This window comes from Serratia sp. FGI94, from assembly GCF_000330865.1.
Classification (GTDB): domain Bacteria; phylum Pseudomonadota; class Gammaproteobacteria; order Enterobacterales; family Enterobacteriaceae; genus Serratia_B; species Serratia_B rubidaea.
In genome coordinates this window covers 1,079,824-1,105,203 of sequence record NC_020064.1, presented here as the reverse complement: position 1 = coordinate 1,105,203, position 25,380 = coordinate 1,079,824, and the positions used below count along the sequence as shown (strand labels likewise).

22 protein-coding genes and 1 other RNA gene are annotated in these 25,380 nt (G+C 60.6%); 9 read left to right on the top strand and 14 right to left on the bottom strand.

Features of this window, described 5'->3' with window-relative positions:
* Positions 1–75: 75 nt before the first annotated feature.
* Together D781_RS04965 and D781_RS04960 are read left to right on the top strand one after the other, a co-directional pair.
* Positions 76–1,863: an adenine deaminase C-terminal domain-containing protein gene (locus tag D781_RS04965; protein ID WP_015671218.1), complete on the top strand. Its 1,788-nt coding sequence runs from the start codon at positions 76–78 to the stop codon at positions 1,861–1,863.
* Positions 1,864–1,932: 69 nt separating this feature from the next.
* The gene (locus tag D781_RS04960) at positions 1,933–3,276 is read left to right on the top strand and encodes an NCS2 family permease (protein ID WP_015671217.1); all 1,344 of its coding nucleotides are present in this window, start codon (positions 1,933–1,935) and stop codon (positions 3,274–3,276) included.
* A 34-nt stretch (positions 3,277–3,310) separates the two neighbouring features.
* Here the strand turns inward: D781_RS04960 and D781_RS04955 are convergent, their stop codons facing one another.
* From D781_RS04955 to astA, 4 genes are all read right to left on the bottom strand, one after another.
* Positions 3,311–3,733 carry a putative T6SS immunity periplasmic lipoprotein gene (locus D781_RS04955; protein WP_015671216.1) on the bottom strand — a complete coding sequence of 141 codons (423 nt, stop codon included), beginning with the start codon at positions 3,731–3,733 and terminating at the stop codon, positions 3,311–3,313.
* Positions 3,734–3,942: 209 nt separating this feature from the next.
* Complete coding sequence (locus tag D781_RS04950) at positions 3,943–5,364, bottom strand: amino acid permease (protein ID WP_015671215.1); 1,422 nt, start codon at positions 5,362–5,364, stop codon at positions 3,943–3,945.
* A 124-nt stretch (positions 5,365–5,488) separates the two neighbouring features.
* Positions 5,489–6,832 carry an N-succinylarginine dihydrolase gene (gene astB / locus D781_RS04945; RefSeq protein ID WP_041412007.1) on the bottom strand — a complete coding sequence of 448 codons (1,344 nt, stop codon included), beginning with the start codon at positions 6,830–6,832 and terminating at the stop codon, positions 5,489–5,491.
* Between the two features lie 34 nt (positions 6,833–6,866).
* Entirely contained in the window at positions 6,867–7,868 is a 1,002-nt protein-coding gene (astA, locus tag D781_RS04940; protein WP_232037742.1) for an arginine N-succinyltransferase, read from the bottom strand.
* 621 nt (positions 7,869–8,489) lie between these two features.
* On the opposite strand from astA, the gene D781_RS04935 reads away from it, so the two are divergent.
* On the top strand, positions 8,490–9,764 hold the full coding sequence (locus tag D781_RS04935) for a Glu/Leu/Phe/Val dehydrogenase (protein ID WP_015671212.1): 1,275 nt from the start codon (positions 8,490–8,492) through the stop codon (positions 9,762–9,764).
* Positions 9,765–9,943: 179 nt separating this feature from the next.
* Here the strand turns inward: D781_RS04935 and D781_RS04930 are convergent, their stop codons facing one another.
* The gene (locus D781_RS04930; RefSeq protein ID WP_015671211.1) at positions 9,944–10,549 is read right to left on the bottom strand and encodes a LysE family transporter; all 606 of its coding nucleotides are present in this window, start codon (positions 10,547–10,549) and stop codon (positions 9,944–9,946) included.
* A gap of 142 nt (positions 10,550–10,691) precedes the next feature.
* Positions 10,692–10,788, bottom strand: an RNA gene (gene ffs / locus D781_RS22340) — signal recognition particle sRNA small type.
* Between the two features lie 154 nt (positions 10,789–10,942).
* Between ffs and D781_RS04925 the strand changes: the two genes are divergently transcribed.
* Positions 10,943–11,257 (top strand): MGMT family protein, encoded by a 315-nt coding sequence (locus D781_RS04925; RefSeq protein ID WP_015671210.1) that lies wholly within the window; start codon positions 10,943–10,945, stop codon positions 11,255–11,257.
* A 56-nt stretch (positions 11,258–11,313) separates the two neighbouring features.
* On the opposite strand, the gene D781_RS04920 is transcribed toward D781_RS04925, so the two are convergent.
* Positions 11,314–11,802: a YbaY family lipoprotein gene (locus D781_RS04920; protein WP_015671209.1), complete on the bottom strand. Its 489-nt coding sequence runs from the start codon at positions 11,800–11,802 to the stop codon at positions 11,314–11,316.
* A gap of 209 nt (positions 11,803–12,011) precedes the next feature.
* Here D781_RS04920 and D781_RS04915 point away from each other — a divergent pair, with 209 nt between their 5' ends.
* Positions 12,012–12,941, top strand: a complete 930-nt coding sequence (locus D781_RS04915) for a LysR family transcriptional regulator (RefSeq protein WP_015671208.1) — start codon at positions 12,012–12,014, stop codon at positions 12,939–12,941.
* A 3-nt stretch (positions 12,942–12,944) separates the two neighbouring features.
* On the opposite strand, the gene D781_RS04910 is transcribed toward D781_RS04915, so the two are convergent.
* Positions 12,945–13,541: an FMN-dependent NADH-azoreductase gene (locus D781_RS04910; protein ID WP_015671207.1), complete on the bottom strand. Its 597-nt coding sequence runs from the start codon at positions 13,539–13,541 to the stop codon at positions 12,945–12,947.
* A 271-nt stretch (positions 13,542–13,812) separates the two neighbouring features.
* Between D781_RS04910 and tesB the strand changes: the two genes are divergently transcribed.
* Entirely contained in the window at positions 13,813–14,676 is an 864-nt protein-coding gene (gene tesB, locus D781_RS04905) for an acyl-CoA thioesterase II (RefSeq protein WP_015671206.1), read from the top strand.
* Between the two features lie 66 nt (positions 14,677–14,742).
* Here tesB and amtB read toward each other — a convergent pair whose 3' ends face one another.
* The 5 genes from amtB to D781_RS04880 all read right to left on the bottom strand — a co-directional run bounded on the left by amtB (position 14,743) and on the right by D781_RS04880 (position 20,798).
* Positions 14,743–16,029: an ammonium transporter AmtB gene (gene amtB / locus D781_RS04900; RefSeq protein ID WP_015671205.1), complete on the bottom strand. Its 1,287-nt coding sequence runs from the start codon at positions 16,027–16,029 to the stop codon at positions 14,743–14,745.
* A 37-nt stretch (positions 16,030–16,066) separates the two neighbouring features.
* Entirely contained in the window at positions 16,067–16,405 is a 339-nt protein-coding gene (gene glnK, locus D781_RS04895; RefSeq protein ID WP_004949337.1) for a P-II family nitrogen regulator, read from the bottom strand.
* 267 nt (positions 16,406–16,672) lie between these two features.
* Entirely contained in the window at positions 16,673–18,451 is a 1,779-nt protein-coding gene (locus D781_RS04890) for a SmdB family multidrug efflux ABC transporter permease/ATP-binding protein (RefSeq protein WP_015671204.1), read from the bottom strand.
* Entirely contained in the window at positions 18,444–20,219 is a 1,776-nt protein-coding gene (locus D781_RS04885; protein WP_015671203.1) for a SmdA family multidrug ABC transporter permease/ATP-binding protein, read from the bottom strand. The genes D781_RS04890 and D781_RS04885 overlap by 8 nt, the downstream gene beginning before the upstream one ends.
* A gap of 117 nt (positions 20,220–20,336) precedes the next feature.
* A complete protein-coding gene (locus D781_RS04880) occupies positions 20,337–20,798 on the bottom strand; it encodes an Lrp/AsnC family transcriptional regulator (protein ID WP_015671202.1) in 462 nt (153 codons plus the stop codon).
* A 122-nt stretch (positions 20,799–20,920) separates the two neighbouring features.
* Here D781_RS04880 and D781_RS04875 point away from each other — a divergent pair, with 122 nt between their 5' ends.
* A complete protein-coding gene (locus tag D781_RS04875; RefSeq protein ID WP_015671201.1) occupies positions 20,921–21,859 on the top strand; it encodes a DMT family transporter in 939 nt (312 codons plus the stop codon).
* Positions 21,860–21,907: 48 nt separating this feature from the next.
* Here the strand turns inward: D781_RS04875 and cof are convergent, their stop codons facing one another.
* The gene (cof, locus tag D781_RS04870; protein ID WP_015671200.1) at positions 21,908–22,726 is read right to left on the bottom strand and encodes an HMP-PP phosphatase; all 819 of its coding nucleotides are present in this window, start codon (positions 22,724–22,726) and stop codon (positions 21,908–21,910) included.
* 104 nt (positions 22,727–22,830) lie between these two features.
* Here cof and D781_RS04865 point away from each other — a divergent pair, with 104 nt between their 5' ends.
* Both D781_RS04865 and queC read left to right on the top strand, forming a co-directional pair.
* On the top strand, positions 22,831–24,540 hold the full coding sequence (locus D781_RS04865; RefSeq protein WP_015671199.1) for an SgrR family transcriptional regulator: 1,710 nt from the start codon (positions 22,831–22,833) through the stop codon (positions 24,538–24,540).
* Between the two features lie 104 nt (positions 24,541–24,644).
* Positions 24,645–25,340 (top strand): 7-cyano-7-deazaguanine synthase QueC, encoded by a 696-nt coding sequence (gene queC, locus D781_RS04860; protein WP_015671198.1) that lies wholly within the window; start codon positions 24,645–24,647, stop codon positions 25,338–25,340.
* The last annotated feature ends 40 nt before the right edge of the window (positions 25,341–25,380 follow it).

The window sequence follows — 25,380 nt, the reverse complement described above, 5'->3', positions numbered from 1 at the left end:
ATAAAATAAATCATCTGTGCAAACTCAGCGCCGCCCCCTAGAGTAACAACCCTGTTATTTTGCAGGGTAATTATCATGACCGCTTCCTCCGTCAGCGCCCACGACCGCCAGCGCGCCATTGCCGCCGCGCTGGGAAAAACGCCGTTCGATCTGTTGCTGACCAACGCCCGCATCGTCGATATGGCAACCGGCGAAATCCGTCCGGCCGATGTCGGCATCGTCGGCGTCCTGATCGCCAGCGTACACCCCTGCGGCGCCTTCTCCGCCGCTCACGACACGCAGGATTTAAACGGCGCCTATCTCAGCCCGGGGCTGATCGATACCCACGTGCACGTTGAAAGTTCCCATTTACCGCCGGCGCGCTACGCGGAAATCGTTGTCGCACAAGGCACCACCACCATCTTCTGGGATCCGCACGAACTGGCCAACGTGCTGGGCGTCGCCGGCGTGCGCTACGCCATTGACGCCAGCCGCGATCTGCCGCTGCGGGTGATCTGCGCCGCACCGTCAAGCGTGCCGTCAACCCCCGGCCTGGAGATGTCCGGGGCGGACTTTGCCGGACAGGAGATGGAAACCATGCTGGGCTGGCCGGAGGTGGCCGGCGTCGCCGAAGTGATGGATATGCACGGCGTGCTCAACGGCAGCGAACGGATGGTAGAGATCCTCAACGCCGGCCTCAACAGCGGCAAACTGATTGAAGGCCACGCCCGCGGCCTGAACGGCGCGGAGCTGCAGGCGTACCTCGCGGCCGGCGTGACCTCTGACCATGAGCTGACCTCGGCCGATGACGCGCTGGAAAAACTGCGTGCCGGCCTGACGCTGGAGATCCGCGGCTCTCACCCCTATCTGCTGCCGGATATCGTCGCGGCGCTGAAAACCCTGCCCCATCTGTCATCACAGATTACCGTCTGCACCGACGACGTCCCGCCGGATATGCTGCTGGAAAAAGGCGGCGTTATCGCCCTGCTGAATCTGCTGATCGCACACGGCCTGCCGGCCACTGACGCCCTGCGGATGGCCACGCTTAACGCCGCCATCCGCCTGCAACGCAACGATCTGGGGCTGATCGCCGCCGGACGGCGCGCCGATCTGGTGGTGTTCGACAGCCTGGAACAGCTCTGCGCCCGCCGGGTCTACGTTTCCGGCCGCTGCAGCGCCCAGAACGGTAAGATGTTGGCGCCGGTGGCCGCCAACCCGCAGCTTTGCGTACCGCGCGATACCCTGCGCCTGTCGCCGCCGACGCCGGAGGCGTTTGTCCTGAAGGTGGCAGGCATCAAACACGGGCAGGCCACGCTGCGCCATATCAAAGGCGCGCGCTTTACCCAGTGGGGTGAAACCACGGTAGAAGTACGCGACGGTCAGGTGCAGCTGCCGGCCGGCTTCAGCCTGATCTGGGTGCAGCACCGCCACGGCCGCCATCCGGCTGCGCCGCAGCTGGCGCTGCTGGAAGGCTGGGGCGAACTACGCGGCGCCATCGCCACCAGCTATTCCCACGATTCACACAATCTGGTGGTGCTGGGACGCGATCCGCAGGATATGGCGGTAGCGGCCGATGCGCTGATCGCCAGCGGCGGCGGCATGGCGCTTAGCCAGAACGGCGAAATACTGGCACAGGTCGCCATGCCGATCGCCGGCATGCTGTCGGACCTGCCGCCGGCCGAGCTGGCGCAGCAGTTCAAAAACCTGCGCGACCTCAGCGCACGGATTGCCGACTGGGAGCCGCCTTACCGGGTCTTCAAGGCCATCGAGGGCACCTGTCTGGCCTGCAATGCCGGGCCGCACCTGACCGACCTCGGCCTGACCGACGGCACCACGCGGCAGATTGTCGATCCGCTGATCGCCTGCTGGGAAACCCCGGCCTGAAGATAAACATAATAATGATGATAGATACCCGGGCACCACGGTGCGGGTAACAATACAGGAGAGCCATAAATGGCCGACAATTCAGTGAATGCTCCAACACCAGGGAGCTGGTTACAACGACGTTTTCAACTGCACGCCCGGCGCAGTACGGTCAAAAGGGAGTGTCTGGCGGGCATCACCGGCTTTCTCGCCGCCGCCTATCTGCTGGTGGTGATCCCCGGCCTGCTGGCGGTCGGCGGTATGGATAAAGGCGCGGCGACCACCGGCACGATCCTGGTCTTTGTCGCCGGTACGCTGCTGATGGCGTTTTACGGCAACCTGCCGTTTATCGTCGGGCCGGGCATCGGCGGTTCGGTGCTGGTCGGCGTGACGCTGGCCGGCAGCGAAGGCATCAGCTGGCAGATCGGGCTGGGGATCGCCTGCTGGTCAGGCATCCTGTTCTTTGCGCTGACCCTGTTCGGGCTGCGGGAAGTGGTCACCCGTTCGGTGCCGCAGTCGATAAAGCTGGGCCTGACCGCGTCGATCGGCCTGTTTGTCGCCGTGCTGGGGTTCCGTAACGCCGGGCTGGTGCTGGCCAACGCCAAATCCAACGCCCTGATGCTGGGGGATTTCACCGCGCCGGGCGCGCTGGTGGCGCTGGCCGGGCTGTTTCTAGCCATCGCCCTGCAGGCAAGGAAAATCCCCGGCGCCATCCTGTGGGCGATCCTGTTCGCCACGCTGATCGGCATTCCGTTCGGCGTCACCCAACTGCCCGGCAATTTTATCGCCGCACCGCACGCGCTGACGCCGGTCTGGGCGCAGGTGGATATGCTGGGGGCGCTGAACATCGCCTTCCTGCCGTTCCTGTTCGTCTTTTTCGCCTCCGAGTTTTTCTCCACCATGGGCACCACGCTGGCGGTCGGCGGCGAGGCCGGCTTACTGGACGAACATGGCAATATGCCGCAGATTAACCGCCCCTTTATGGTGGATTCCATCGCCGCCGCGCTCGGCCCCTGGGTCGGCATTCCGGCGGCAACGGCGCTGATCGAATCTTCCGCCGCCGCCGAGGCCGGCGGCAAAACCGGGCTGACCTCGCTGGCCGCCGCCGTGATGTTCCTGCTGATGCTGCTCTTTACCCCGGTGGCGCTGATGATCCCGAAAGAGGCGACCGCCCCGGCGCTGATCCTGATCGGTCTGAATATGTTCAGCGGGCTGCGCAAGGTCGATTTAGCCAACTTTACCGACGGGCTGCCGGTGCTGATGATGGTGATGATCACCCTGATCGCCAACAGCTTCGGCACCGGGATCGCCGGCGGGCTGCTGTTTTATATCATTATCAAGGTGATTGCCGGGAAATGGCGCGAGGTGCCGGCCGGTCTGTACCTGCTGGCGATCCCGCTGATCTACTACTTTGCCACGCTGGTCAGGCATTAATCTCAGCGGCATCGGTGCAGACCGATGCCGTGATTTAATACTGCGCCGCCGCCTGCAGCACGCCGCCGTTATCCCGCCATACGGAAAACTGCACGGAAAAATCACGCCGGTGAGGAGTGATGTGTTTTTTTACCTTATCGGCGGAATAGAGTTCGACGGCAACGTTATACGCCCTGTCCGGTATAAACAGATAGTTTGCCGTGGGCACGCAGTTGTCCGCCGATACAACCGGCCGCTCGCTGCCGTTTTCCCCAAACCGCTGATCCAGCTTGCGGCTAACGTTGCCGACCTCTTCAATATAGATAGCGCCGATCGTTTCATCCCCTTCCGGTTGCACCCTGATGCATACCTGATTCGCCACGGCGCTGACCGTCGCCCGCTCCATCGGCGGCCGCGGATCGTTCAGCTGGCAGCCAGACACCACGACGGCTAGCAGACACAAGAGAGATTTTTTCATCCCTAATTACCTTTGGGTAAAGAAAAACGTGCCGCTATCAGATGATTTCCCCCGGCCGCTGTCAATCCGCAAAAGCTTTATGTTTCATCGTTAATTGATTGCATTACGCGTTTTTAAAACACCGTTTTTGCATGGTCTCAGACGATGGCAACAGCGCCCACCGCGCTAACGATAACAGGGCCGGCTGGCCCTGTTATTTCAATCAGGTATTACAGACTGCGTTCTAACGCGAGGTAGCGCGCTTCCTTCTTCTGTTTTATACGCCAGAACACCCACAGCATAATAAACCACACCGGCGTGGCGATCAGCGCCTTGCGGGTATCGGGATCAAACAGCATGATGAAGATGGTAAAGGCAAAGAACAGCAGCGTCAGCCGGCTCATCAACACGCCCGCCGGCATCTTGAAGATCGAGCGCTCATGCAGCTCGGGGGATTGTTTGCGGTACGCCAGATAGGCAAGCAGTATCATCATCCAGCTGTAAACCACCATAATCGCCGCCAGCGTCGAAACGATGGTGAACAGCGTCATCACGTTGGGCACCAGGAACAGCAGCAGCGTGCCGCTTAACATACAAAAACAAGAGAACATCAGGCTGCGCACCGGAATGCGCGTGGTGCGCGACAGGATGCGAAACTGCCAGTGGGCGTGCTTTTCCACCGACAGGCCGTACAACATGCGCGTGCTGGAATAGACGCCGCTGTTCGCCGACGACATCGCCGACGTCAGCGCGACAAAATTGATCATCGCCGCCGCCGCCGGCAGGCCGGCTTTGTCAAACAGCGTCACAAAGGGGCTGCTGTCGGGGGAAATCCCCGACCATGAGGTCACGCCGATAATCACGATCATCGACAGCAGATAAAAAATAATGATCCGCAGCGGCAGCGAGTTAATCGCGCGCGGCAGGATCTTCTGCGGATCTTTGGTTTCCGCGGTCATCGTCCCCAGCAGCTCAATGCCGGTGCAGGAGAATATCGCAATCTGAAAGCCCGCCAAAAAACCGCTGATGCCATGCGGCATAAACACCTGCGGATCGGTGATGTGGCTCAGCGAGGCCCGCACACCGTCCGGCGATGTCCAGCCGGAGGCGATCATCCAGCCGCCGGTCAGAATCAGCGCGATAATGGTGACCACCTTGATCAACGCAAACCAGAACTCCGCCTCGCCGAACATTTTTACCGACAGCAGGTTAAACAGGCACAGCAGGCCAAGGGTGAATAACGCCGGGATCCAGGCTGACATCTCCGGAAACCAATACTGCATATAGCTGCCGCACACCACCACGTCGGCAATGCAGGTCACCACCCAGCTCAGCCAGTAGGTCCAGCCTAAAAAGAAGCTGGCGCGCGGGCCAAGGTAATCACCGACAAAGTCGGCAAACGAGCGGTAGTCCAGCTTTGACAGCAGCACTTCCCCCATCGCCCGCATCACCATATAGGTAAAAAAACCGACCAGTACGTAAATAATCAGGATCGACGTGCCGGAGATGGCGATATTTCTGCCCGCCCCCATAAACAGGCCGGTGCCAATCGCGCCGCCCAGCGCGATCATCTGGATATGACGCTCACCGAGGCCGCGCGTCAATTTCTGCGGGGCAGAGGTCGCCCGCCCTTCAGGTGTATGGTGTGTCATGGCTATTCCTTCATCAATCTGGCAAAGCGAGATGCGGCGCGGCGGAGCGCAGCTGCAAACAGGTTGGTGATAGCGCGGTCAGCCCGGCGTAACGCCGTCGACCGCTCAATGCATTTCCGGCGCCCTAGCGCTGGAAATCATAGATGGAGCCAAGGCGTAAAATTTGCGTGAGCTCGTCAAGCGCCTGCCGCACCTCATACAACAGGTGGGGATCGGCCAGGTCGCGGGCGTGCAGCCGGTCGCGATAATGCTTTTCGACCCACTGCGTCAGGCGCTGGTAGCGCTCCTCATTCATCAGGCTGGCGGCATTGACGGCGGCCAGTTCGGCATCGTTCAACGCCACCCGCAGGCGCAGACACGCCGGCCCGCCGCCGTTGCGCATACTCTCACGCAGGTCAAAAACGGCGATCTCGTCAATCGGCGAACGTCCGTCGCGCGTCAGCTCGCAGAGGTATTCCCAGACGTTGGCGCGCTGACGGCACTCTTCCGGCACCACGATCAGCATTTTCCCGTCCGGTTTGCTGAGCAGCTGGCTGTTGAACAGATATGACGCCACCGCATCGCCCAGGCTGACCCGCTCCTGCGGCACTTCGACGTTGATAAACGGCAGTTCCAGCGCATCGGCCTTTTCCCGCAGCTCCGCCAGCAGCGCCTGCTGGTGCAAAAACGCATGCTGGTGATGAAACAGCACGTTGCGGTTGCTGACCGCAATCACATCGTTATGAAACACCCCGCTGTCGATGGCGGCCGGGTTCTGCTGCGCATAGATCGTATATTCCGGTCTGAGCCGATGCAGCCGCGCCACCGCCTGGCTGGCCTCCAGCGTCTGACGGGCCGGATACCTGGTCGGCGCCGGCCCGCCGCCAACGGCGCGGCGGCCGTAAACGAACAGTTGCAGCCCCTGCTGGTGATAAGCCTGACACAGCCGGTTGTGGTTCGCCGCCCCTTCATCGCCGAAGTCGCTCTGCTGCGGCAGAGCATCGTGGTGGCAGAAAAAACGCTCATCGGCGAAGGTCGCGCGCAGGATTGCCGCGGTGACCGGCGCTTCCTGCGCGCGATGCAGCTTGTTATTCAGATTGGCGACGGTGAAGTGCAGTTTGCCGTCCGCGCTGTCGGCGGAAGGGGAAACCGTCGCGGCATTGGCGGTCCACATCGACGAGGCCGACCCGTAGGCCGACAGCAGGTGCGGCGCATCAGCGGCGGCGCGCTGTACAACCTGCGCATCCGTCCCCGTGAACCCCAGCGCGCGCAGCGCGGCGACATTGGGCCGCGGCTGCGGCGGCAGGATGCCCTGAATATATCCCCGATCGGCCAGCGCTTTCATTTTATGCAGCCCCTGCAGCGCCGCCTGACGCGGGTTGGACAGCCCGTCGCGGTTGTTTTGCGAGGCCTCATTGCCGACGGAAAGCCCGGCGTAGTGATGCGTCGGCCCGACCAGGCCGTCAAAGTTGGCTTCAGCGCCCGACATCCGCTGCGTTTTTTCGGTCATAAGCATCTCTTTCTTAAGGGTTAAGTGTGAGCACGTGGAGCGGATCCCGTTCGCCGCTTTGCAGCGCATCCAGCAGCGGCTGGTCAAGCGTCTGCGGCTCTTCCGCGGCGATCAGCAGCGCGCGGAAATGGGCAAACTGGTTGTTGGCGACAATCACCGGCGACTGCGGTGTGAGCGTCAGCTGATGCGCCGGCATGCACTGCGCGCGGCGAATCGCCTTGAGCTTATCGGTTTCGGCCTCCAGCACCGGGCCGGCATCAAAAATATCGACCGACCCTTCCCAGCGGAATCCCTCTTTTTCCAGGATGGCTCTGGCCGGCGCCGTCTGCGCGTGCACCTGCCCGATGGCCTTTTTGGCGCTGTCGGGCAGCAGAGTGACGTAAATCGGGTAGGACGGCATCAGCTCGGCAATGAAGGTTTTCATTCCGCTGCCGCTGAGACGGTCTGCTTCGGCGAAAGGAATAGCAAAAAAATGGTGGCCCAACGCATCCCAGAACGGAGAACCGCCGTTGTCATCAAGCAGGCCGCGCAGTTCGGCAAAAATATGGGAGGAGAACCAGCTTCTGAAGGCTGAAATAAACAGGAAACGCGCCTTGGACAGCAGCAGGCCATTACGATTTTTTTGATATTCCGGGTCGAGGAACAGCGTGCAAAGCTCGCTGTGGCCGGTATGGTCATAGCTCAGATTGAGCAGCTCAATGTTCTTATAAACGCCCAACTCTTTTGAGGCGCGCACCGTACGCTGCAGGCGGAAATTGTAGAACGGTTCATCCAGCCCCACCGCGACTTCAATCGCGCTGACGCCCGCCACGCGCGCGGCCTCGGTGTCTTCCAGAACGAACAGAAACCCTTGCTGCGCACGCGGTAACCTGCCGGCGAAGGTATCGATACTGCGGCGGATGCGCGCCGCCAAGCGCGCCCGGTCGTTGGGCAACGACGTCAGCCCGACGCCCGCGCGTGATGCCAGCCGCATGATGTCATTCAGATCGTCTTCCCGTACGGGTCGAAAAATAATCACTAATGCGCTCCCAAACCAACCTGACGGAACGTAGCGACACGTCCGGCAGGAATAAAAAAAGCGGGTAACAAGCACCAACCGCGTCTTCGTGCCCCGATTGCAGCGCGCTCCTTTCCATGATGAATGCCCACAGTCAAACCGTCGGCATCCCGGAGAAACGGAACGCCGCATGCGTTTTTTAATGCGCGCCAACCCATTGCGCTGAAAGACAATTTTCATCGCCACGGAGAGGGAACAGGAAAAACCAGACGGTCAGCAGGTCATTACCAATACCTTTTTGGTTGCGTACCTTAATGCTGTGTCGGCTAACGAAATAAAGTCAATATGAAAAAACACCAATTTATTCACTTTTTGATAACCTTCAATATTCTGAAAAATAGGCATAATTTCACAATTTATTCACTAAGTAGCGCGCAAAGTGAATGAATATGCGCACATAGTGGGCGATATATATGACTTTTTATTCACTTAATCGTGCTGTCAGATGGCTTAAACGCAGTTATTTTCTCTACAAGGTGATAGCATATTTTTAAAATAGTGCTAACGTTAAGCGCGTATCGCTTATTGCACTAACTTTCCACGTCTACACAACATAATTTTTGGTAAAACAGGCCTATTATGGAAAAGTTATCTTACGCTTCCGACAGCTCCACCTCTCCTTGGGTAACCTATCTGCGCCAAATTGACCGCGTCGCGCCCCATCTGGGCGACCTGGCCCATTGGATCGAAACGTTGCGCCACCCTAAGCGCGCACTGATCGTCGATATTCCGCTGCAAATGGATGACGGCACCATTCGACATTTCGAGGGCTACCGCGTACAGCACAACCTGTCGCGCGGCCCGGGTAAAGGCGGCGTGCGTTATCATCCCGATGTGGATCTCAACGAAGTGATGGCGCTTTCCGCCTGGATGACCATCAAGTGCGCGGCCTTGAACCTGCCGTACGGCGGCGCCAAAGGCGGCATCCGCGTCGATCCTTTCTCGCTGTCTGAAGGGGAACTGGAGCGTCTGACGCGCCGTTATACCAGCGAAATCGGCCTGATTATCGGCCCGCAGAAAGATATTCCGGCTCCGGACGTCGGCACCAACGGCAAGGTTATGGCCTGGATGATGGATACCTACTCCATGAACCACGGCACCACCATCACCGGCGTAGTAACCGGCAAGCCGATCCACCTGGGCGGTTCTCTCGGCCGTGAAAAAGCCACCGGCCGCGGCGTATTTATTACCGGCTGCGAAGTCGCCAAGCGTTCCGGCATTGAGATCGAAGGCGCCAAAATTGCGCTGCAGGGCTTCGGCAACGTAGGCAGCGAAGCGGCTCGCCTGTTCGAGAAAGCAGGCGCACGCGTTGTGGCCGTGCAGGATCACTCGGCCACGCTGTACAACGAAGCCGGCATCGATTTAACCGAGCTGACCGTATGGCAAACCGAGAGCAAGCAGATTGCCGGCTTCCCGGGCGCGCAGGAAATTGCCAAAGAGGAGTTCTGGACGCTGCAGATGGATATTCTGATCCCGGCGGCGCTGGAAGGACAGATCACCCGTGAACGGGCAGAGAACCTCAGCTGCAAACTGATCCTGGAAGGCGCGAACGGCCCGACCTATCCGGAAGCGGATGACGTGCTGGCCGAGCGCGGAATTCTGGTGGTGCCAGACGTTATCTGTAACGCCGGCGGGGTAACGGTCAGTTACTTCGAGTGGGTGCAGGATATGGCCAGCTTCTTCTGGAGCGAAGAAGAAATCAACCAGCGCATGGACAAGATCATGACCGACGCCATCGCCCACGTGTGCGATAAAGCCGAAGAGAAGAACTGTTCACTGCGCACCAGCGCCTATATCGTCGCCTGCGAACGTATCCTGCTGGCCCGTAAGGACCGCGGTATTTACCCGGGCTGATTGGCACTACGCCATCAGATGTTACACAAGGGCGCGGATCGCGCCCTTTTTGTTGCCCGCCACTCAGCCATTATTGCGCATCACGGCCCGTTGATAAGCCTCCCGCGCCTGACAACGCTGCAGGTACGCTTCCAGCGCCGGCGGCAGGGATATTCATCCGCCGTCCTTTTTCTAGCAAGCTAATGATGAAACAGGCTACTTAGGGAAAACAGCACCAGCAGCGTTCCCCCGCCGATATTGATGTACTTTTTCAGCGTCAGTGGATCGGCCTTTCTGGCGGAGAACACCAGCGCATGGCTGACGACAATCAGCCAGACGCTCATCACGGCGATATGTACGGAAGCCAGCAGTAAATAGTTACCGATATCACCATGCTGCCCGGCGAACTGCGACACCACCGTCAGATAAAACATAATCGCTTTGGGGTTCAGCACGTTGAGCAACCAGGCGCTCTTTAACGTTACACGCATGCCGCCGCTGTTCAGCGCCAGTCGCCGCGCGGCAACGCCGCTGCGGATCAGTGAAATCCCCAACCAGAGCAGATACAGGCTGCCGACGATGCTCAGCACGCCGAACGCCGCCGGCGAAGCCACCAGCACGGCGGTAACGCCAAGGCCGATCAGTAATGCATGGGTGTAGATGCCCAGCGCCGTACCCAGCAGCGTGCGCAACAGCCCCTGACGCCCGTCCGCCAGCGCGCCGTTCATCGCCAGCGTGAAACTCGCGCCGGGAGAAAGCGCAACGGGTAGCAGCGCGGGGATAAAACCAGGCAGGTTAATGTCCATAGACGAAGGATAATAGGTAACCGCCTGCGGCTTGGCAAGCCGGCAGGATATGCGTGTGCGTAGTGCAGAACAATGGAAAAGTCCGTGGTGCCAGGCTAAAAAATAGGGGGAAACAGCGATTGGATGGCAGAAATGGTGGAGGCCCTGCCAGCTACATCCCGGCACACACGTCACCTGCTGCGGCTGCTTCCTTCCGGACCTGACCGAGTTCACAAGTTAGTGTTGCGGGAGAACCAACAGGGCCCCCATTGACGGCTTCCGTACTGCGAAGCGGTGGGCATTATCAATGATGATATCTGAAATAGCAAGCCAACCGGGGCCAACCGCTGTTTTCTTACCCAGCCGGCCTGTGGCACACTGCCACTCCGACAGCAACACGGCGTACTTATCTCTATGACATCCACAGATCCGACTTTCCGCCAGCGCGTCTTTCACGTCGTCGCCGCCATTCCCTGCGGCAAGGTGATCGCCTACGGCGAAGTGGCCGCGCTTGCCGGTTCGCCGCGCGCAGCGCGGCAGGTCGGCGGCGTCCTGAAGAAACTGCCGCCGGGCAGCACCCTGCCCTGGCACCGGGTGATCAACCGGCACGGCAAGATCTCGCTGCGCGGCGAGGACTTTCAGCGGCAGCGACAGGCGCTGCTGGCGGAGGGGATTATGTTTGATGCCGAGGGCGCGGTGGACTTTGCCCGCTTCGGCTGGCGGCCATAAGCACGCTGCCTTTAGCCGGCCGGCTAAAGGCAGCGAAAACGGTCAGGCCGCAGCGATTACGGCATGGCGGCCGATGCCGCCTGTACCGGTACGTTCTGCACCGGCACCAGCTGCAGGTCGGCGCGCGTGCCGTTGCGGTTGACGACTTCCTGAATCGTGTCGGTGATAAAGCTCAGCTGCCCGTTGACGGTGACCGCCGCGCTCAATATGACGCGGGCGTTCGGCTGAATGTCCGCCGGGTTATAGGGCACGGCGAAGGTGAACGGCGCCTGCTGGCCTTCGGTACGGATAGTGCGCTGGGCGATCACCTTGGACGGCGCATCCGCCAGCGAGGCATCGGACAGCGTGACCGTCAGCACCGCATGCGGCGGCAACGCGATACGCTGGGCGATATTCACCGTCCCCGTCACCGCAGGACCGGTCACCTGCATTTGCTGTGCGGTCGCCGGGCTTCCTGCTGCCGATGTCGGGGCATCTACGCCATTCTGGGCGCAGCCGGCCAGCGTCACGGCAGCGGCCCCAGCAAGGATTTGCCAGAATTTCATCGAGCTGTCTCCTTCTTTATTATCAACAAATTGGCGGCTTACGCCGTCTTACCTCTTAAACCTAGCACAAAACTCTGAGACATTCCCACCCGCCTGCCGATTAATCAGCCGGCGCGACGGTGGGCAGTACGCGCACGCACATTGACACTGACAGCAGGAAAACGGGGTTGTACTATTGCCCGCAACGATCACCAGCCGGTACAAACACGATGAAAAGTGATATGAACAGCATTCCGGTTTTTCTGGCCGCCGCTGAAGCCGGCAGCTTCTCGCGCGCCGCGGAAAATCTCTACCTGACGCGTTCCGCCGTCACCAAAACCATCGCCCGGCTGGAGACCCGCCTGGGCGTCACCCTGTTTAACCGCACCACCCGCAGTCAGAGCCTGACCGAGCAGGGCATGCTGTATTACGAGCACTGTCGGCGCGCCGTGAACGAAATCCAGCAGGCGGAAAATCTGCTGGCCGGCGATGGCCTGCAGCTCAGCGGACGTCTGCGGGTGTCGATGCCGGTACTGTTTGGCCACCTCTGCATCGCGCCGCTGCTGACCACGCTGGCGCAGCAGCATCCCGGGCTGCGGCTGGATATGGCGTTCAGCGATCGGGTGGTCGATCTGGCGGAAGAAGGGTTCGATCTGGCGATCCGCATCGGCGAGCTGGCCGACAGCAGCAGCCTGATCGCCCGCCGGTTGGCGGCACACAGCATGGTGTTCTGCGCCGCGCCCGCCTATCTGGCGCGGGCCGGCGAACCAACATCGGCGCAGGATCTTGAGCAACACGCCGCCATTGCCTATACCCGCGCCGGCCGGCTGCAGAAATGGCGCATCGGCAGCGCGCAGGGAAAGGCGCTGGAAATCACGCCGCAGGCGAAACTGATGATGGATGATATGCAGGCGATCAAAGATGCCGCGCTCGCCGGCTGCGGCATTGCCTGGCTGCCCTACTGGCTGGTGCGCGATGCGTTAAGTACCGGCGCGCTGCAGGCCATTCTGACCGCAAACGACGGCGGCAGTTGGCCGGTTTATGCCGTCTGGCCGCGCAACGCACGGCTGCCGCTCAAGGTCAGAGTGGCGGTTGATCGCCTGATCAGCGAGCTGCCCGCCAGAATGGCGGCGGCGGAAGCCCCGTCGCCGGATGCGTAACGCTTACGCCAGCTGCGCAATGGTGGTCCGCGCCTGCGCGATCCCCTGCGCCCGGCCATGCGGTCTGGCATCCAGCCCCTCCGCATAGATAAACTCGACATCGTTCACGCCAATCAGCCCCAGCACGCCGCGCAGATACGGCGTCACCGCATCCGTCAGCTGGCCGACATGCACCCCGCCGCGCGAACTGACGACGATCGCCTTCACTCCTGCAACCAACCCCACCGGATAATGAGCGGTATAGTTGAAGGTCATACCGGCGCGGGTCACCAGATCGAACCAGTTTTTCAGCTGCGTCGGCACATTCAGGTTATACATCGGCGCGCCAATCAGCAGCAGATCGCTCGCTTTCAGCTCGGCAATCAGCCGGTCGGATAGCGCCACCACCCGCTGCGCCCGCTCGTCAAGCGGCTGGGCACCGCGCAGGGCGGCGAACAGTTCACCGTCCAACACCGGCAATTCCAGGGCCGTCAGGTCATGTTCGATAATCTCGTCATCCAGCCCCTTTGCCCGCCGCGCCGCCAGAAAGTCATCAATCAGCGCGTTGCTCTGGGAGGCGTCCCCCATAATGCTGGATTTAAGCACCAGTAATTTGCTCATCATATTTCCCGAATTTATCATCTCACGGCTGTGCGTCGTATGGCGCAAGCCTCCATACCGACAGGCTAACACCGAAACACCGGAAACATTGTTGATATAACAGCGCGATAATGGTGCCCAAAAGGCAACAATCTGCGGTTACCGGGAATCACTTTGCGACTCGCCGCGCGAAGTTCATACTAAGAACGATGGCGGTTAGATTTAGCCTGTTGACGACTTACCGTGATCTTCCGCACACTACACAAAACAATTATTAGAAGGATCATCTTTTATGAGCCAGGCATTGCACAACCTTCTTGAGCTGCTCAAGTTGGAAAAAATCGAAGAGGGCCTGTTCCGCGGGCAAAGCGAGGATCTGGGCCTGCGTCAGGTATTCGGCGGTCAGGTCGTCGGCCAGGCGCTCTACGCCGCCAAAGATACGGTGCCGGCCGAGCGCAGCGTGCACTCGTTCCACAGCTACTTTCTGCGTCCGGGCGACAGCAGCAAGCCGATCGTTTACGACGTCGAAACGCTGCGCGACGGCAACAGTTTCAGCGCCCGCCGGGTCAGCGCTATCCAGAACGGCAAGCCTATCTTCTATATGACCGCCTCGTTCCAAAGCCCGGAAGCGGGCTTTGAACACCAGAACACCATGCCCGACGTGCCGCCGCCGGAAGGCCTGATGTCCGAATCAGAAATCGCCCAGCAGCTGGCACATATGCTGCCGGAGAAAGTGCGCGATAAATTTATCTGTCAGAAACCGCTGGAAGTACGCCCGGTTAAATTCCATAACCCGCTGCAGGGCAAGGTGGACGAGCCGTATCGCTACGTCTGGCTGCGCGCTAACGGCGCCATGCCGGACGACGCGCGCATTCACCAGTATCTGCTGGGCTATGCCTCCGATCTGAACTTCCTGCCGACGGCGCTGCAGCCGCACGGCGTCGGTTTCCTGGAGCCGGGCATGCAGGTGGCGACTATCGACCACTCCATGTGGTTCCACCGCCCGTTCCGCCTGGACGACTGGCTGCTCTACGCGGTGGAAAGCACCTCGGCATCCGGTGCGCGCGGCTTCGTGCGCGGGCAGTTCTATACCCGCGACGGCGTGCTGGTCGCCAGCACGGTGCAGGAAGGGGTCATGCGCCGCCATACGGCATAACGCCGATCACAAAAAAAGGCGATGTCCCCATCGCCTTTTTTGCTTCATCACTATTTTATTATCGATTTACTGGTTGTAGGCGCTCTCGCCATGACTGTTGATATCCAGCCCTTCACGCTCCTGCTCTTCCGGTACGCGCAGCCCCACCAGCACGCCGGCAATCTTGAAGGCGATAAACGCGGCGACGCTGGACCAGATCAGCGTAATGATCACGCTGAGCAGCTGGATCCACACCTGATGTCCCATGGTGACGCCTTCCGCATAGCCGGAACCGCCCAGTGACGAGGCGGTGAACACCCCGGTCAGCAGACAGCCGACGATGCCGCACACGCCGTGTACGCCGAATACGTCGCAGGTATCATCCACATTCAGCCATTTCTTCAGCGTCACCACGCCCCACAGACCGGCGATCCCGCCGACCAGGCCGATAATCAGCGCACCGCCGACGCCGACGGTACCCGCGGCCGGCGTAACGGCAACCAGCCCGGCAATACAGCCGGAGCAGGCGCCCAGCAGCGACGGTTTACCGCGCACCAGCCATTCGGCAAACACCCAGGAGAGGATGGCACCGGCGGTGGCGACCACCGTGTTCAGGAAGGCTAATGCCGCAACGCCGTTGGCCTCGCCGGCGGAACCGGCGTTAAAGCCGAACCAGCCGATATACAGAATCGAGGTGCCGGTAAACACCATCGGCAGGTTGTGCGGTTTGAACGCCTCCTTGCCGAAGCCCGCGCGCTTGCCCAGCAGATAGGCGCCGATCAGGCCGGCGCTGGCGGCGTTGATATGCACCACCGTACCGCCGGCAAAATCCAGCGCGCCGTCGGCCGCCAGGAAGCCGCCGCCCCACACCATATGGGCAATCGGCAGATAAGACAGGGTGAACCAGATCGCCGCAAAAATAATCACCGCAGAAAAGCGGATGCGCTCGGCAAACCCGCCGACCACCAGCGCCACGGTAATACAGGCGAAGGAGCACTGGAACGCCACGTGCACCAGCTGGCTATAGGAGCCGGTAATGCTGTCAATGCCGATGCCTTTCAACATCGCGGTGCCGAAGCCGCCGTAAAACGCATTGCCCTCGCTGAACGCCAGGCTGTAGCCATACAGCACCCACAGTACACACACCAGCGCAAAGGTCACCATCACCTGAGTGAGCATCGACAGCACATTCTTACCGCGCAGCAAGCCGCCATAGAATAATGCGATACCTGGTAAAGTCATAAACAGCACCAAGGCGGTGCAAATCATCATAAAGGCGTTATCGGCCTTATCGAGGGCCGCCGGAGCCGCCTGAGCCAGAGAGGGCGACAAGGCTGCCGCGCTCAGGCCCAACATGGATAAACGTTTTTTCATTATTGTCTCATCCCCATTTCAGTCGCTGAGTCGGTATTTACAGCGCGGCTTCATCGGTTTCGCCGGTACGTATGCGAATCACGCGTTGCAGTTCAGCCACAAAAATTTTGCCGTCGCCAATTTTGCCGGTGTAGGCGGCTTTGCTAATCACATCAACCACTTCATCCAATTGATCGTCGGCAATGGCAATATCGATTTTGACTTTGGGTAAAAAATTGACGCTGTATTCGGCGCCGCGATACAGCTCGGCATGCCCTTTCTGGCGGCCAAACCCTTTGACTTCGGTGACGGTCAGCCCCTGAATGCCGACTGAGGATAGGGCTTCACGCACGTCCTCCAACTTGAATGGTTTGATTACCACGGTAACCAGCTTCATATTGCCCCTCCACAATTAAACCCAAACTCACCCCTGGTATCACTGGGTAAAGCAAAGGCTGTGCCATAAATTGTTTTAGGAAAAAACGCAGCGGAGAAAACGGCTGCCGAGGACGATGACAGGGAGAGAGGAGATAATTGATCGTTTTTTGCGCACCATGATGGTGCGCATTGGCGCATAAAGGTGCAAAGCACGGCATACAACCGCCAGCGCTGCCTGATCGTGGTGCGTTCCCCTGCGGCTACGCCGGGAAACGCACCGGGAGATTCAGGCCGGCTGACCGTCTTCGCGGGTTGCCGCCGCCAGCTCTTCGCCCGCCAGCTGCAGCTGATACATCTGATAATAGCGGCCCTGCTGCGCCAGCAGCTGCCGATGGTTGCCCTGCTCCACCGCATGGCCGCGGTGCAGCACCAGAATGGTATCGGCATCGACGATGGTCGATAAACGGTGGGCGATCACCACCAGCGTGGTGTGCTCGCGAATCGCCCGCAGCGCATGCTGAATCGCCTGTTCGGTACCGGAATCAATATTGGCGGTCGCCTCATCCAGAATCAGGATCTGCGGCGCCTGCACCAATACGCGCGCCATCGCCAGCAGCTGTTTCTGGCCGACCGACAGGTTATTGCCCTGCTCACCCAGCCGGGTATGGATCCCCTGCGGGAAGCCGCGCACCAGCTCCGCCAACTGCACCGTCTCCAGCGCCTGCCACACCGCCTCTTCGCTGATAGTGCGCCCCAGCGTCACGTTAGCCAGCACCGACTCGGCAATCACCACCGGATCCTGCTGCACCATGGCGATCCCCTGACGCAGCGTACGGTGCGACAGGTTGGGCAGCGGCCGGCCATCCAGGCGAATCTCGCCTTCGCTCACCGGGTAGTAGCCCATCAGCAGGTTAGCCAGAGTGCTCTTGCCGCTGCCGGTATGGCCGACCAGCGCCACAAAGCCGCGCGACGGCACGCTGAGCTGAATATTCTGCAGCACCTTTTTATCCGCGCGGTAGGCAAAGCTCAGGCTATCGATATCGATGCGGCCGCTCTGCAGCGGGCGCTCATCGGCGCCATAGCGCTGCTGGCTGCGATCCATCAGCTCAAAGATACGCTCGCCGGCCACCACCGCCTGCTGCAGAATCGACTGCTGCGAGGTCAGCTCAATCAGCGGCTCATTCAGCCGGCCCAGATAGTTGATAAAGGCGTACAGCACCCCGACGCCGATGCTGCCCTCGGCGCTAAAGCCGAACAGCATCAGCAGCCCGCACAGCACCAGGGCGGAGAACAGGCTCAGCAGCGGCCGCAGCAAGAAGCCGTCCAGCCGCAGCGTCTGCATACGGGCGGTATAGTGCGACCAGCTGGCGTTGCTCATCCGCTCGCCAAAACGCACCTGCTGGCGGAACTGCTGGATCACCCCCATGCCGTTAATCACTTCGTTAAAACCGTCGTTGATATCCGCCAGATAGCTGCGCACCCGCCGCACAATCGGCGTGCTGTAATACTGATAAATCGCCATCACCAGCAATACCGCCGGGAAGATGCAGATCGCCACCAGCGCCATGCGCCAGTCGAGGCTGAACATCGCCACCAGCATCGCGCCGATCAGCGCCGCGCTTTTCAGCACGGTGGACACCACCATCACGTACAGATCCTTGATCACCTCGGTGTCATTGGTGACGCGGGAGATCAGCTGGCCGACCGGCTGGGTGTCGAACGCGCTGAGCGGCTGGCGCAGCGCGGCATCCATCACGTCGGTGCGCAGACGCTGCACCACGCCGACCGCCGCCCGGTTAAACAGCAGCGCCTGAAAGTAATGCAGCGCCGCCGCCAGCATCTCCAGCAGGACGTAAGCGCCCGCTAACCCGCAGACGATCATCAGCGGCAGCTGCCCTTTGGCTACGTAGTTGTCGATAAAGTAGCTGATAAGGACCGGGCCGGCCACTTCCGCCGCCGCCGCCACCCACAGCATCAGCACCGCCAGCCCCAGCGGTTTGCGATACGGCGAGCCGTAAGCCAGCAGCCGTTTCAGCGTCGGCCACAGCTTCTGAACTTTACTCATTGGTTAACATCTCCACGCCGATTTCCGGCGCCTCATCCAGCGCGGCCTCTAACTGCTGATAGCGATACATATCGCGATACCAGCCCGGCTGGGCCGCCAGTACGGCGTGCTGGCCGCGCTGCGCCACGCTGCCGTGCTGCAGGACCAGGATTTCACTGGCCTCGGTCAGCGCCGACAGCCGGTGCGCGCTAATAATTACCGTGCGGTTCTGCCCCCAGCTGCGCAGGTTGTGCAGGATCTGGTGTTCGGTGCGGCCATCCACCGCCGACAAAGCATCGTCGAGGATCAAAATTTCAGCGTCCAGCAGCAGCGCGCGCGCAATGGAGATCCGCTGTTTCTGTCCGCCGGACAACATCACGCCGCGCTCACCCACTTCGGTTTCATAACCCTGCGGCAGACGCAGAATATCGTCGTGCACGCTGGCCAGCCGCGCCGCCTGTTCAATCTCCGCCTGCGTCGCATCAGGTTTGCCGAGCGCGATGTTATTCGCCACGCTGTCGGAAAACAGGAACGGCGTCTGGCTGACCACCGACAGGCGGGCGCGCCAGGCGTCCAGCTTCAGCGTCGTCAGCGGCAGCGCGTGGTAGCAGATCTGGCCGTCATCAATATCGAACTGGCGCTGGATCAGGGAAAGCAGCGTGGTCTTCCCGGCGCCGGTCGGACCGCACAGGCCGAGCATCTGCCCCGGCTTAAGCCGCAGGGCGACATCATGCAGCGCCGCGTGCTGATTTTCCGGGTAATGAAAACGGCGGATATCCACCGTCAGCTCACCGCGTCCGGCGGGCAAATCACGCCCGCCGTCCACCACCGCCGGCGCCTCATCCAGCAGGCTGCGCAGGCGGCTGTAGGCGGCGCTGCCGCGTTCGACAATATTAAACATCCACGCCAGCGCCAGCATCGGCCAAATCATCAGCCCCAGATACATAACAAAGCTGGTCAGTTGCCCCAGGGTCAGCGTCCCGTTCACCACCATCCAGCTGCCGCCGCCGATCGCCAGCAGGTTGGCCGCGCCGATCGCCAGATAGATGGTCGGATCAAAACGCGCGTCGACGCGCGCCACGTGCATATTCTTCGCGCCGGTGCGCGCCGCCACCTCGGCAAACTGGTTGGATTGGTGATCCTCCAGCCCAAAGGCCTTGATCATGCGGATGCTGGTCATGCTCTCCTGCGCCTGGTCGTTCAGGCTGGAAAACGCCGCCTGCGCCGACTTAAAGCGCTGGTGCAGCTGGTCGCCGTAATACTTGATGACGATCGCCATAATCGGCATCGGGATCAGCGACAGCAGCGTCAGCTGCCAGCTGATTTGGGTGCTCATCACGATCAGCACCACCAGCCCCATCACCAGCGAATCCACCAGCGTCAGCACGCCTTCGCCGGCGGCAAACACCACCCGGTCGACGTCATTGGTGGCGCGCGCCATCAGGTCGCCGGTGCGGTGGCGCAGATAAAACGCCGGGTTTTGCCGGCTCAGCTGGCGGTAGAAGTTTTCCCGCAGCTCAACCGCCAGCTGATAGGAAGCGCCAAACAGCAGGACGCGCCAGACATAGCGCAGCAGATACACCAGGATTGCGGTGGCGATCATCAGCCCCAGCCATGCCAGCAGCACGCCGGTAGACATATGCTCTTTGGTTACGCCGTCCACAATCACGCCAACCAGCTTCGGCGGCAGCAGTTGCAGAATGGCAATAATGATCAGCAGCGCCACCGCACCCAGATAGCGGCGCCATTCGCGGCGGAAATACCAGCCGATTTGAGCAAATAATCTCACGCAGTGTTATTCCAGATATTTTGGTGTTGTCGACTCTGTCGTGTTCGGATCGTCACGCGTTACATGACGGTTAGCCGAGTAGGATACCACCGTTTCCCGGCCGATTTGGTGAACTTTTCACTCCGGTAACGGCAATGCGGTAGTATATTTGATTTTCTCCATGGCAAAACTCGAAGTAACATCAATCAATCCCGGTATGCCATTCACCAGACGTTTATAAAAACGGTCAAAGCTTTTCATATCCGCCACCTGCACCTGCATCAGATAATCAAACTCCCCGGCCATGCGATAAAACGCCAGCACCTCCGGCATCTGGGCGGCCAGGTCAACAAACTGTTGATACCACTCGCGGCTGTGCTGCTGGGTTTTGAGCATCACAAACGCCGTCAGCCCCAGCCCCAGTTTTTCATTATCCAGCAGCGCCACCCGCCCGCGGATATAGCCCTCATCCTCCAGCCGCTTGATCCGCTTCCAGCACGGCGTCGAGGTCAGGTTTACCGCGTCCGCCAGCGCCTGCAGCGACAGGGTGCTGTCCTGCTGCAGCATCGACAACAGTTTAAGATCGGTTCTATCTAACATTTAGCCACCATGGAGAAATATTTTCTCCTATTTGGCCGATATAAAGGCTAAATGGCAATCTTTTTCTCTTGGTATCCACGTAATGTATCTGATGCCACGATACTTGCCGACAGGACGCCGAGATGGACAACACGCTGAGAAATACCGGAATCATTATTATCCTGTTTGCCCTGGTCGCACTGACCTGGGGCACCACCTGGATGGCGATGAAAATCGCCGTCGCCAGCGTGCCGCCCATTTATGCCACCGGGCTGCGCTTTCTTGCCGCGTCGCCGCTGTTGCTGCTGCTGGCTTATTTTACCCGCACGCCGCTGTTATTTCCCAAGGGCAGCCGCGGGTTCCAGCTACTGGTCTGCCTGGCTTACTTCGCCATTCCCTTTACGCTGATGATTTACGGCGAGCGCTACGTCAGCTCGGCGCTGGCGTCCATCATCTTTGCCAATATGCCCGTCGTCGTGCTGATGGCCTCGGTGCTGCTGCTGGGGGAGCGCGTCAGCATCGCGCAGCTGATCGGCCTGGTCGTCGGCGTCGCCAGCCTGTCAGGTATTCTGTGGCAGGAAGCCAGCGTCGGTGGCGAGACCCGCTGGCCCGGCGTGGTCGCCCTGCTGGCGGCCGTGTTTATACACGCGCTGATGTATGTACAGTGTAAAAAACGCGGTGAAAAAATTTCAGTACTCACCTTCAACGCGCTGCCCTGCCTGGGTGCCGGCATCCTGCTGTCTGTCGTCGGTTACTTCACCGAAAAACCGGATATCGCCGCGTTTACCAGCGCCTCACTGCTGTCCGTACTTTACCTCGGCGTGGTGGCCGGCGTATTCGGCATCATGGCCTACTTTGCCCTGCAGCAGAAAGCCACGGCGTTTCAGGCTTCGTTGGTGTTCCTGGTGTTTCCGCTGATTGCCATCGCCGTCGAGAAAGCGGTGGATCACACCACCATCAGCACCGTTTCGCTGTGGCTGCTGGCGCCGCTGCTGGCCGGCATCCTGCTGACGCTCTACAGCGCCAAGGGCGCAAAACCGGCCCGCAGCCTGCAGCGGCTGGAAACCTCATCTCAACAATAAAAAAAGCCGGGTAGCGAACTGCCCGGCCTGCTGCAAGGGGAACGCCCGCTATACGGGGGTATAAGGGGCGTAAGGTGAATGCAGCCAATGTGCCAAATAGTGGGCCACCGCCTGATTTTCGCAGTGGCCGATAACCGGCAGGTGGGGCAGCTGCGCCTTAAGCTGCGGCAGCGCATTGCCCATCACCACGCCATGCCCGACCGACGCCAGCATTTCTTTGTCGTTCATCGCGTCGCCGAACGCCATACATGCCTCCAGCGTCACGTCCAGATGCTCACTCAGCAGGGCCAGCGCGCTGCCCTTGTTGCATCCCTGCGGCAGCACCTCCAGACAGTCATGGGCGGACAAACACAAATCCACCCGTTCGCCAAAGTAGGCCCGCAGCCGTCCCTGCAGCGCCAGCAGTTCCTCATGCTCACCGACAAAACAGATTTTGCTGTTGCCAAACGCCGGCAAGCGCCGCGGGTCAGTCAGCTGATAGCCAAAACCGCTCAGGTGGTGCGCCTGCAGCATCGCCGGCGTCGCGGCCTCGGTCAGCCAGCCTTCATCGCGAAAAACATGCATGCCGGCGGTGGTCTGCCAGTGGCGATGGATCACCGCTTCGGCCACCTCCGGCGGCAAATCGGTGGCCTGCAAGCACTGCCCGTGCCGATCGTAGATGCGGGTGCCGTTGCCGGTGATCAAAAAGCCCTGCAGGCCCAGCTGCGCCATAATGGGCTGCGCATCAAGATAATGGCGGCCGGTGGCAAAGGTTACGGTTATCTGCCGCGCCACCAGCTGGTTCAGCACCGCCAGCGTTTCCGGGCCGACCCGGTGATCCGGCATCAGCAGCGTCCCATCCATATCAAAAGCAGCCAGGCGATACATAACAACCTCGATCGTATGCAGAAGATGACAATGTCTGCAGTATGTGATGGTATTTACGGAACTAATAGTGAACAATTTATCAAAACCGTTCCGGATTTATCGCCATGCGCCTGATTCATCGCCTTAGTCAGTATCAACGCCTGTACCAACAGCTGGGAAGCGAGCCGGCGGCCGTCACCATGGCGCAGCTGGCGGCGCTGTTTTACTGCAGCGAGCGCCACGCCCGCACTCTGGTGCAACAGTTTCAGGAGCAGGGCTGGCTCAGCTGGCGTTCACAGGCCGGCCGCGGCAAACGGGCGCGGCTGCACTGTCTGAAAACGCCGGACGAACTGCGCGCCGCCCTGTTGCAACAGCTGCTGCAGCAGGGCGATCATCAAAACGCACTGGAGCTGGCCCGTTTAGACCCGCAGCGTCTGCAGCAGCTGCTGGCGCCGCATTTGGGCGGCCAGTGGCAGGCGGGCAGCCCTACGCTGCGTATCCCCTACTATCGTCAGCTGGAATCCCTCGATCCGCTGGCGCTCAGCGGCCGTGCCGAACAGCATCTGGCCTCGACGCTGCATGCCGGCCTGACCCGCTTTATCACCGGCAATCCACAGCCCCAGCCGGATCTGGCTCACCACTGGCAGGTTGAGGACGATGGCCTGCGCTGGCGCTTCTTCCTGCGCAGCCAGTTGCGCTGGCATAACGGCGAGCCGATCACCGGCCAGCAACTGCTGCAGACGCTGGAAAAACAGCGCCGGCATCCGCGCGGGCAGGCCAGCCTGGCGAATGTCGCCGCCGTCAGCCTGCCGCACGCGCTGTGCCTGCAGTTCGATCTGCATAGTGCCGATTACTGGCTGCCCTACCGCCTGGCGGAACTGCCCTGCCTGATGACCCACCCGGACGATGCCGCCATCGGCGCCGGCCCGTTCAAACTGGCGTTGAATGAAACGCATCTGGTGCGGCTGGAGCAGCACCCGTTTTACCACCTGCAGCATCCCTATCTGGACAGCATTGAATATTGGATCACCCCCGAGCTGCAGACGGACGGTAATGGCAACACCACCAGCTGTCAGCATCCGGTGCGCATCACCATCGGCCAGCAGGACGATCTGGCGCTGGCGCGCCCGGTACAGCGCAGCATGAGCCTGGGCTGGTGCTATCTGGCGCTGAACCTGCGCCGCGGCGTGCTGAGCGAGGCGCAGGGGCAAAAACTGCTGATGTTGATCCAACGTTCGGGGCTGCTGGCCGATCTGCCGCTGCCGAACGGCGTGATCATACCCAGCCAGGAGATGCTGCCCGGCTGGGGGATCCCCAGCCATCAGGCCAGCGACGAGACGCCACTGCCGGCTAAACTGACGCTGCTGTACCACCCGCCGGTTGAGCTGATCACGGTCACCGAGGCGCTGCAAGCGCTGCTGGCGGAACAGGGCTGCGAACTGGAGGTGCGCTATTTCTCCGGCAAACGCTGGCAGAGCAGCGAACAAATCGCCCAGGCCGACCTGCTGCTGGCGGATAACCTGATCGGCGAAGCGCCGGAGTCGACGCTGGAAAGCTGGCTGCGGCAGGACGTGCTGTGGCAGGGAATTCTGCCGCCCCGCCGCTGGCGGCAACAGCAACAAACGCTGCTGCGTATCCAGCAGTTCCCGGATGAGCAGCGGCGGATCCGCGAACTCAAAAGCTACTACCAGCAGTTGATGAGCGCCGCCATCATTACCCCGCTGTTTCACTATCAATATCAGATCAGCGCGCCGCCGCGCATGCAGGGCGTGAGGTTAACCGCGCATGGCTGGTTCGATTTTGGCCAGGCGTGGCTGCCGCCGCCGCTGAACTAATCCCGCAGCTACGCGGTTTTCCCCGCGTCTGCTACCATAGTGGTTCATATTTTTGGCCTCCCGAATGTGCATCGGGCCTGGCCGCAGCAAATAAGGTTTATTCTATGAAACGCGCAGTCGTTGTTTTTAGTGGTGGGCAAGACTCCACGACCTGCTTAATTCAAGCCTTACAGCAGTATGATGAAGTTCACTGCGTCACGTTCGATTACGGCCAGCGTCACCGCGCGGAAATTGATATCGCCCGCGAGCTGTCGCAGTCACTGGGCGCCAAGGCGCATAAAGTGCTGGATGTCGGCCTGCTGAATGAACTGGCCATCAGCAGCCTGACGCGCGACGATATCCCGGTGCCGGCGTTTAGCGCCGAGCAGGACGGGCTGCCGAGCACCTTTGTACCGGGACGCAATATCCTGTTCCTGACGCTGGCGGCGATTTACGCCTATCAGGTCGAGGCGGAAGCGGTGATCACCGGCGTGTGTGAAACCGACTTTTCCGGCTACCCGGACTGCCGCGACGAGTTTGTCAAAGCGCTCAATCAGGCGGTGGTGCTTGGCATCGCCCGCGATATTCGTTTTGAAACGCCGCTGATGTGGCTGAACAAGGCCGAAACCTGGGCGCTGGCCGACTATTACCAGCAGTTGGATCGGGTGCGGCAGCAGACGCTGACCTGCTACAACGGCATCAAGGGCGACGGCTGCGGTGAATGTGCCGCCTGCCACCTGCGCGCGAACGGCCTGCAGCAGTATCAGGGCAACCGTCCGGCGGTGATGGCCGAGCTGAAGCGCAAGACCGGCCTGGCCTAAGCGCTGGCAGCAACGGGCGGCGCAACGGCCGCCCCTCCTG

What these genes read in the sequence shown, in the direction of transcription:
- queC (WP_015671198.1), top strand. Translation starts at nt 24,645, where the DNA reads ATGAAACGCGCAGTCGTTGTTTTTAGTGGTGGGCAAGACTCCACGACC.
- D781_RS04950 (WP_015671215.1), bottom strand. Translation starts at nt 5,364, where the DNA reads ATGACACACCATACACCTGAAGGGCGGGCGACCTCTGCCCCGCAGAAA.
- D781_RS04925 (WP_015671210.1), top strand. Translation starts at nt 10,943, where the DNA reads ATGACATCCACAGATCCGACTTTCCGCCAGCGCGTCTTTCACGTCGTC.
- tesB (WP_015671206.1), top strand. Translation starts at nt 13,813, where the DNA reads ATGAGCCAGGCATTGCACAACCTTCTTGAGCTGCTCAAGTTGGAAAAA.
- D781_RS04960 (WP_015671217.1), top strand. Translation starts at nt 1,933, where the DNA reads ATGGCCGACAATTCAGTGAATGCTCCAACACCAGGGAGCTGGTTACAA.
- D781_RS04955 (WP_015671216.1), bottom strand. Translation starts at nt 3,733, where the DNA reads ATGAAAAAATCTCTCTTGTGTCTGCTAGCCGTCGTGGTGTCTGGCTGC.
- amtB (WP_015671205.1), bottom strand. Translation starts at nt 16,029, where the DNA reads ATGAAAAAACGTTTATCCATGTTGGGCCTGAGCGCGGCAGCCTTGTCG.
- D781_RS04935 (WP_015671212.1), top strand. Translation starts at nt 8,490, where the DNA reads ATGGAAAAGTTATCTTACGCTTCCGACAGCTCCACCTCTCCTTGGGTA.
- D781_RS04890 (WP_015671204.1), bottom strand. Translation starts at nt 18,451, where the DNA reads ATGAGTAAAGTTCAGAAGCTGTGGCCGACGCTGAAACGGCTGCTGGCT.
- cof (WP_015671200.1), bottom strand. Translation starts at nt 22,726, where the DNA reads ATGTATCGCCTGGCTGCTTTTGATATGGATGGGACGCTGCTGATGCCG.
- D781_RS04920 (WP_015671209.1), bottom strand. Translation starts at nt 11,802, where the DNA reads ATGAAATTCTGGCAAATCCTTGCTGGGGCCGCTGCCGTGACGCTGGCC.
- D781_RS04875 (WP_015671201.1), top strand. Translation starts at nt 20,921, where the DNA reads ATGGACAACACGCTGAGAAATACCGGAATCATTATTATCCTGTTTGCC.
- D781_RS04880 (WP_015671202.1), bottom strand. Translation starts at nt 20,798, where the DNA reads ATGTTAGATAGAACCGATCTTAAACTGTTGTCGATGCTGCAGCAGGAC.
- D781_RS04965 (WP_015671218.1), top strand. Translation starts at nt 76, where the DNA reads ATGACCGCTTCCTCCGTCAGCGCCCACGACCGCCAGCGCGCCATTGCC.
- glnK (WP_004949337.1), bottom strand. Translation starts at nt 16,405, where the DNA reads ATGAAGCTGGTTACCGTGGTAATCAAACCATTCAAGTTGGAGGACGTG.
- D781_RS04930 (WP_015671211.1), bottom strand. Translation starts at nt 10,549, where the DNA reads ATGGACATTAACCTGCCTGGTTTTATCCCCGCGCTGCTACCCGTTGCG.
- astB (WP_041412007.1), bottom strand. Translation starts at nt 6,832, where the DNA reads ATGTCGGGCGCTGAAGCCAACTTTGACGGCCTGGTCGGGCCGACGCAT.
- D781_RS04915 (WP_015671208.1), top strand. Translation starts at nt 12,012, where the DNA reads ATGAAAAGTGATATGAACAGCATTCCGGTTTTTCTGGCCGCCGCTGAA.
- D781_RS04910 (WP_015671207.1), bottom strand. Translation starts at nt 13,541, where the DNA reads ATGAGCAAATTACTGGTGCTTAAATCCAGCATTATGGGGGACGCCTCC.
- D781_RS04865 (WP_015671199.1), top strand. Translation starts at nt 22,831, where the DNA reads ATGCGCCTGATTCATCGCCTTAGTCAGTATCAACGCCTGTACCAACAG.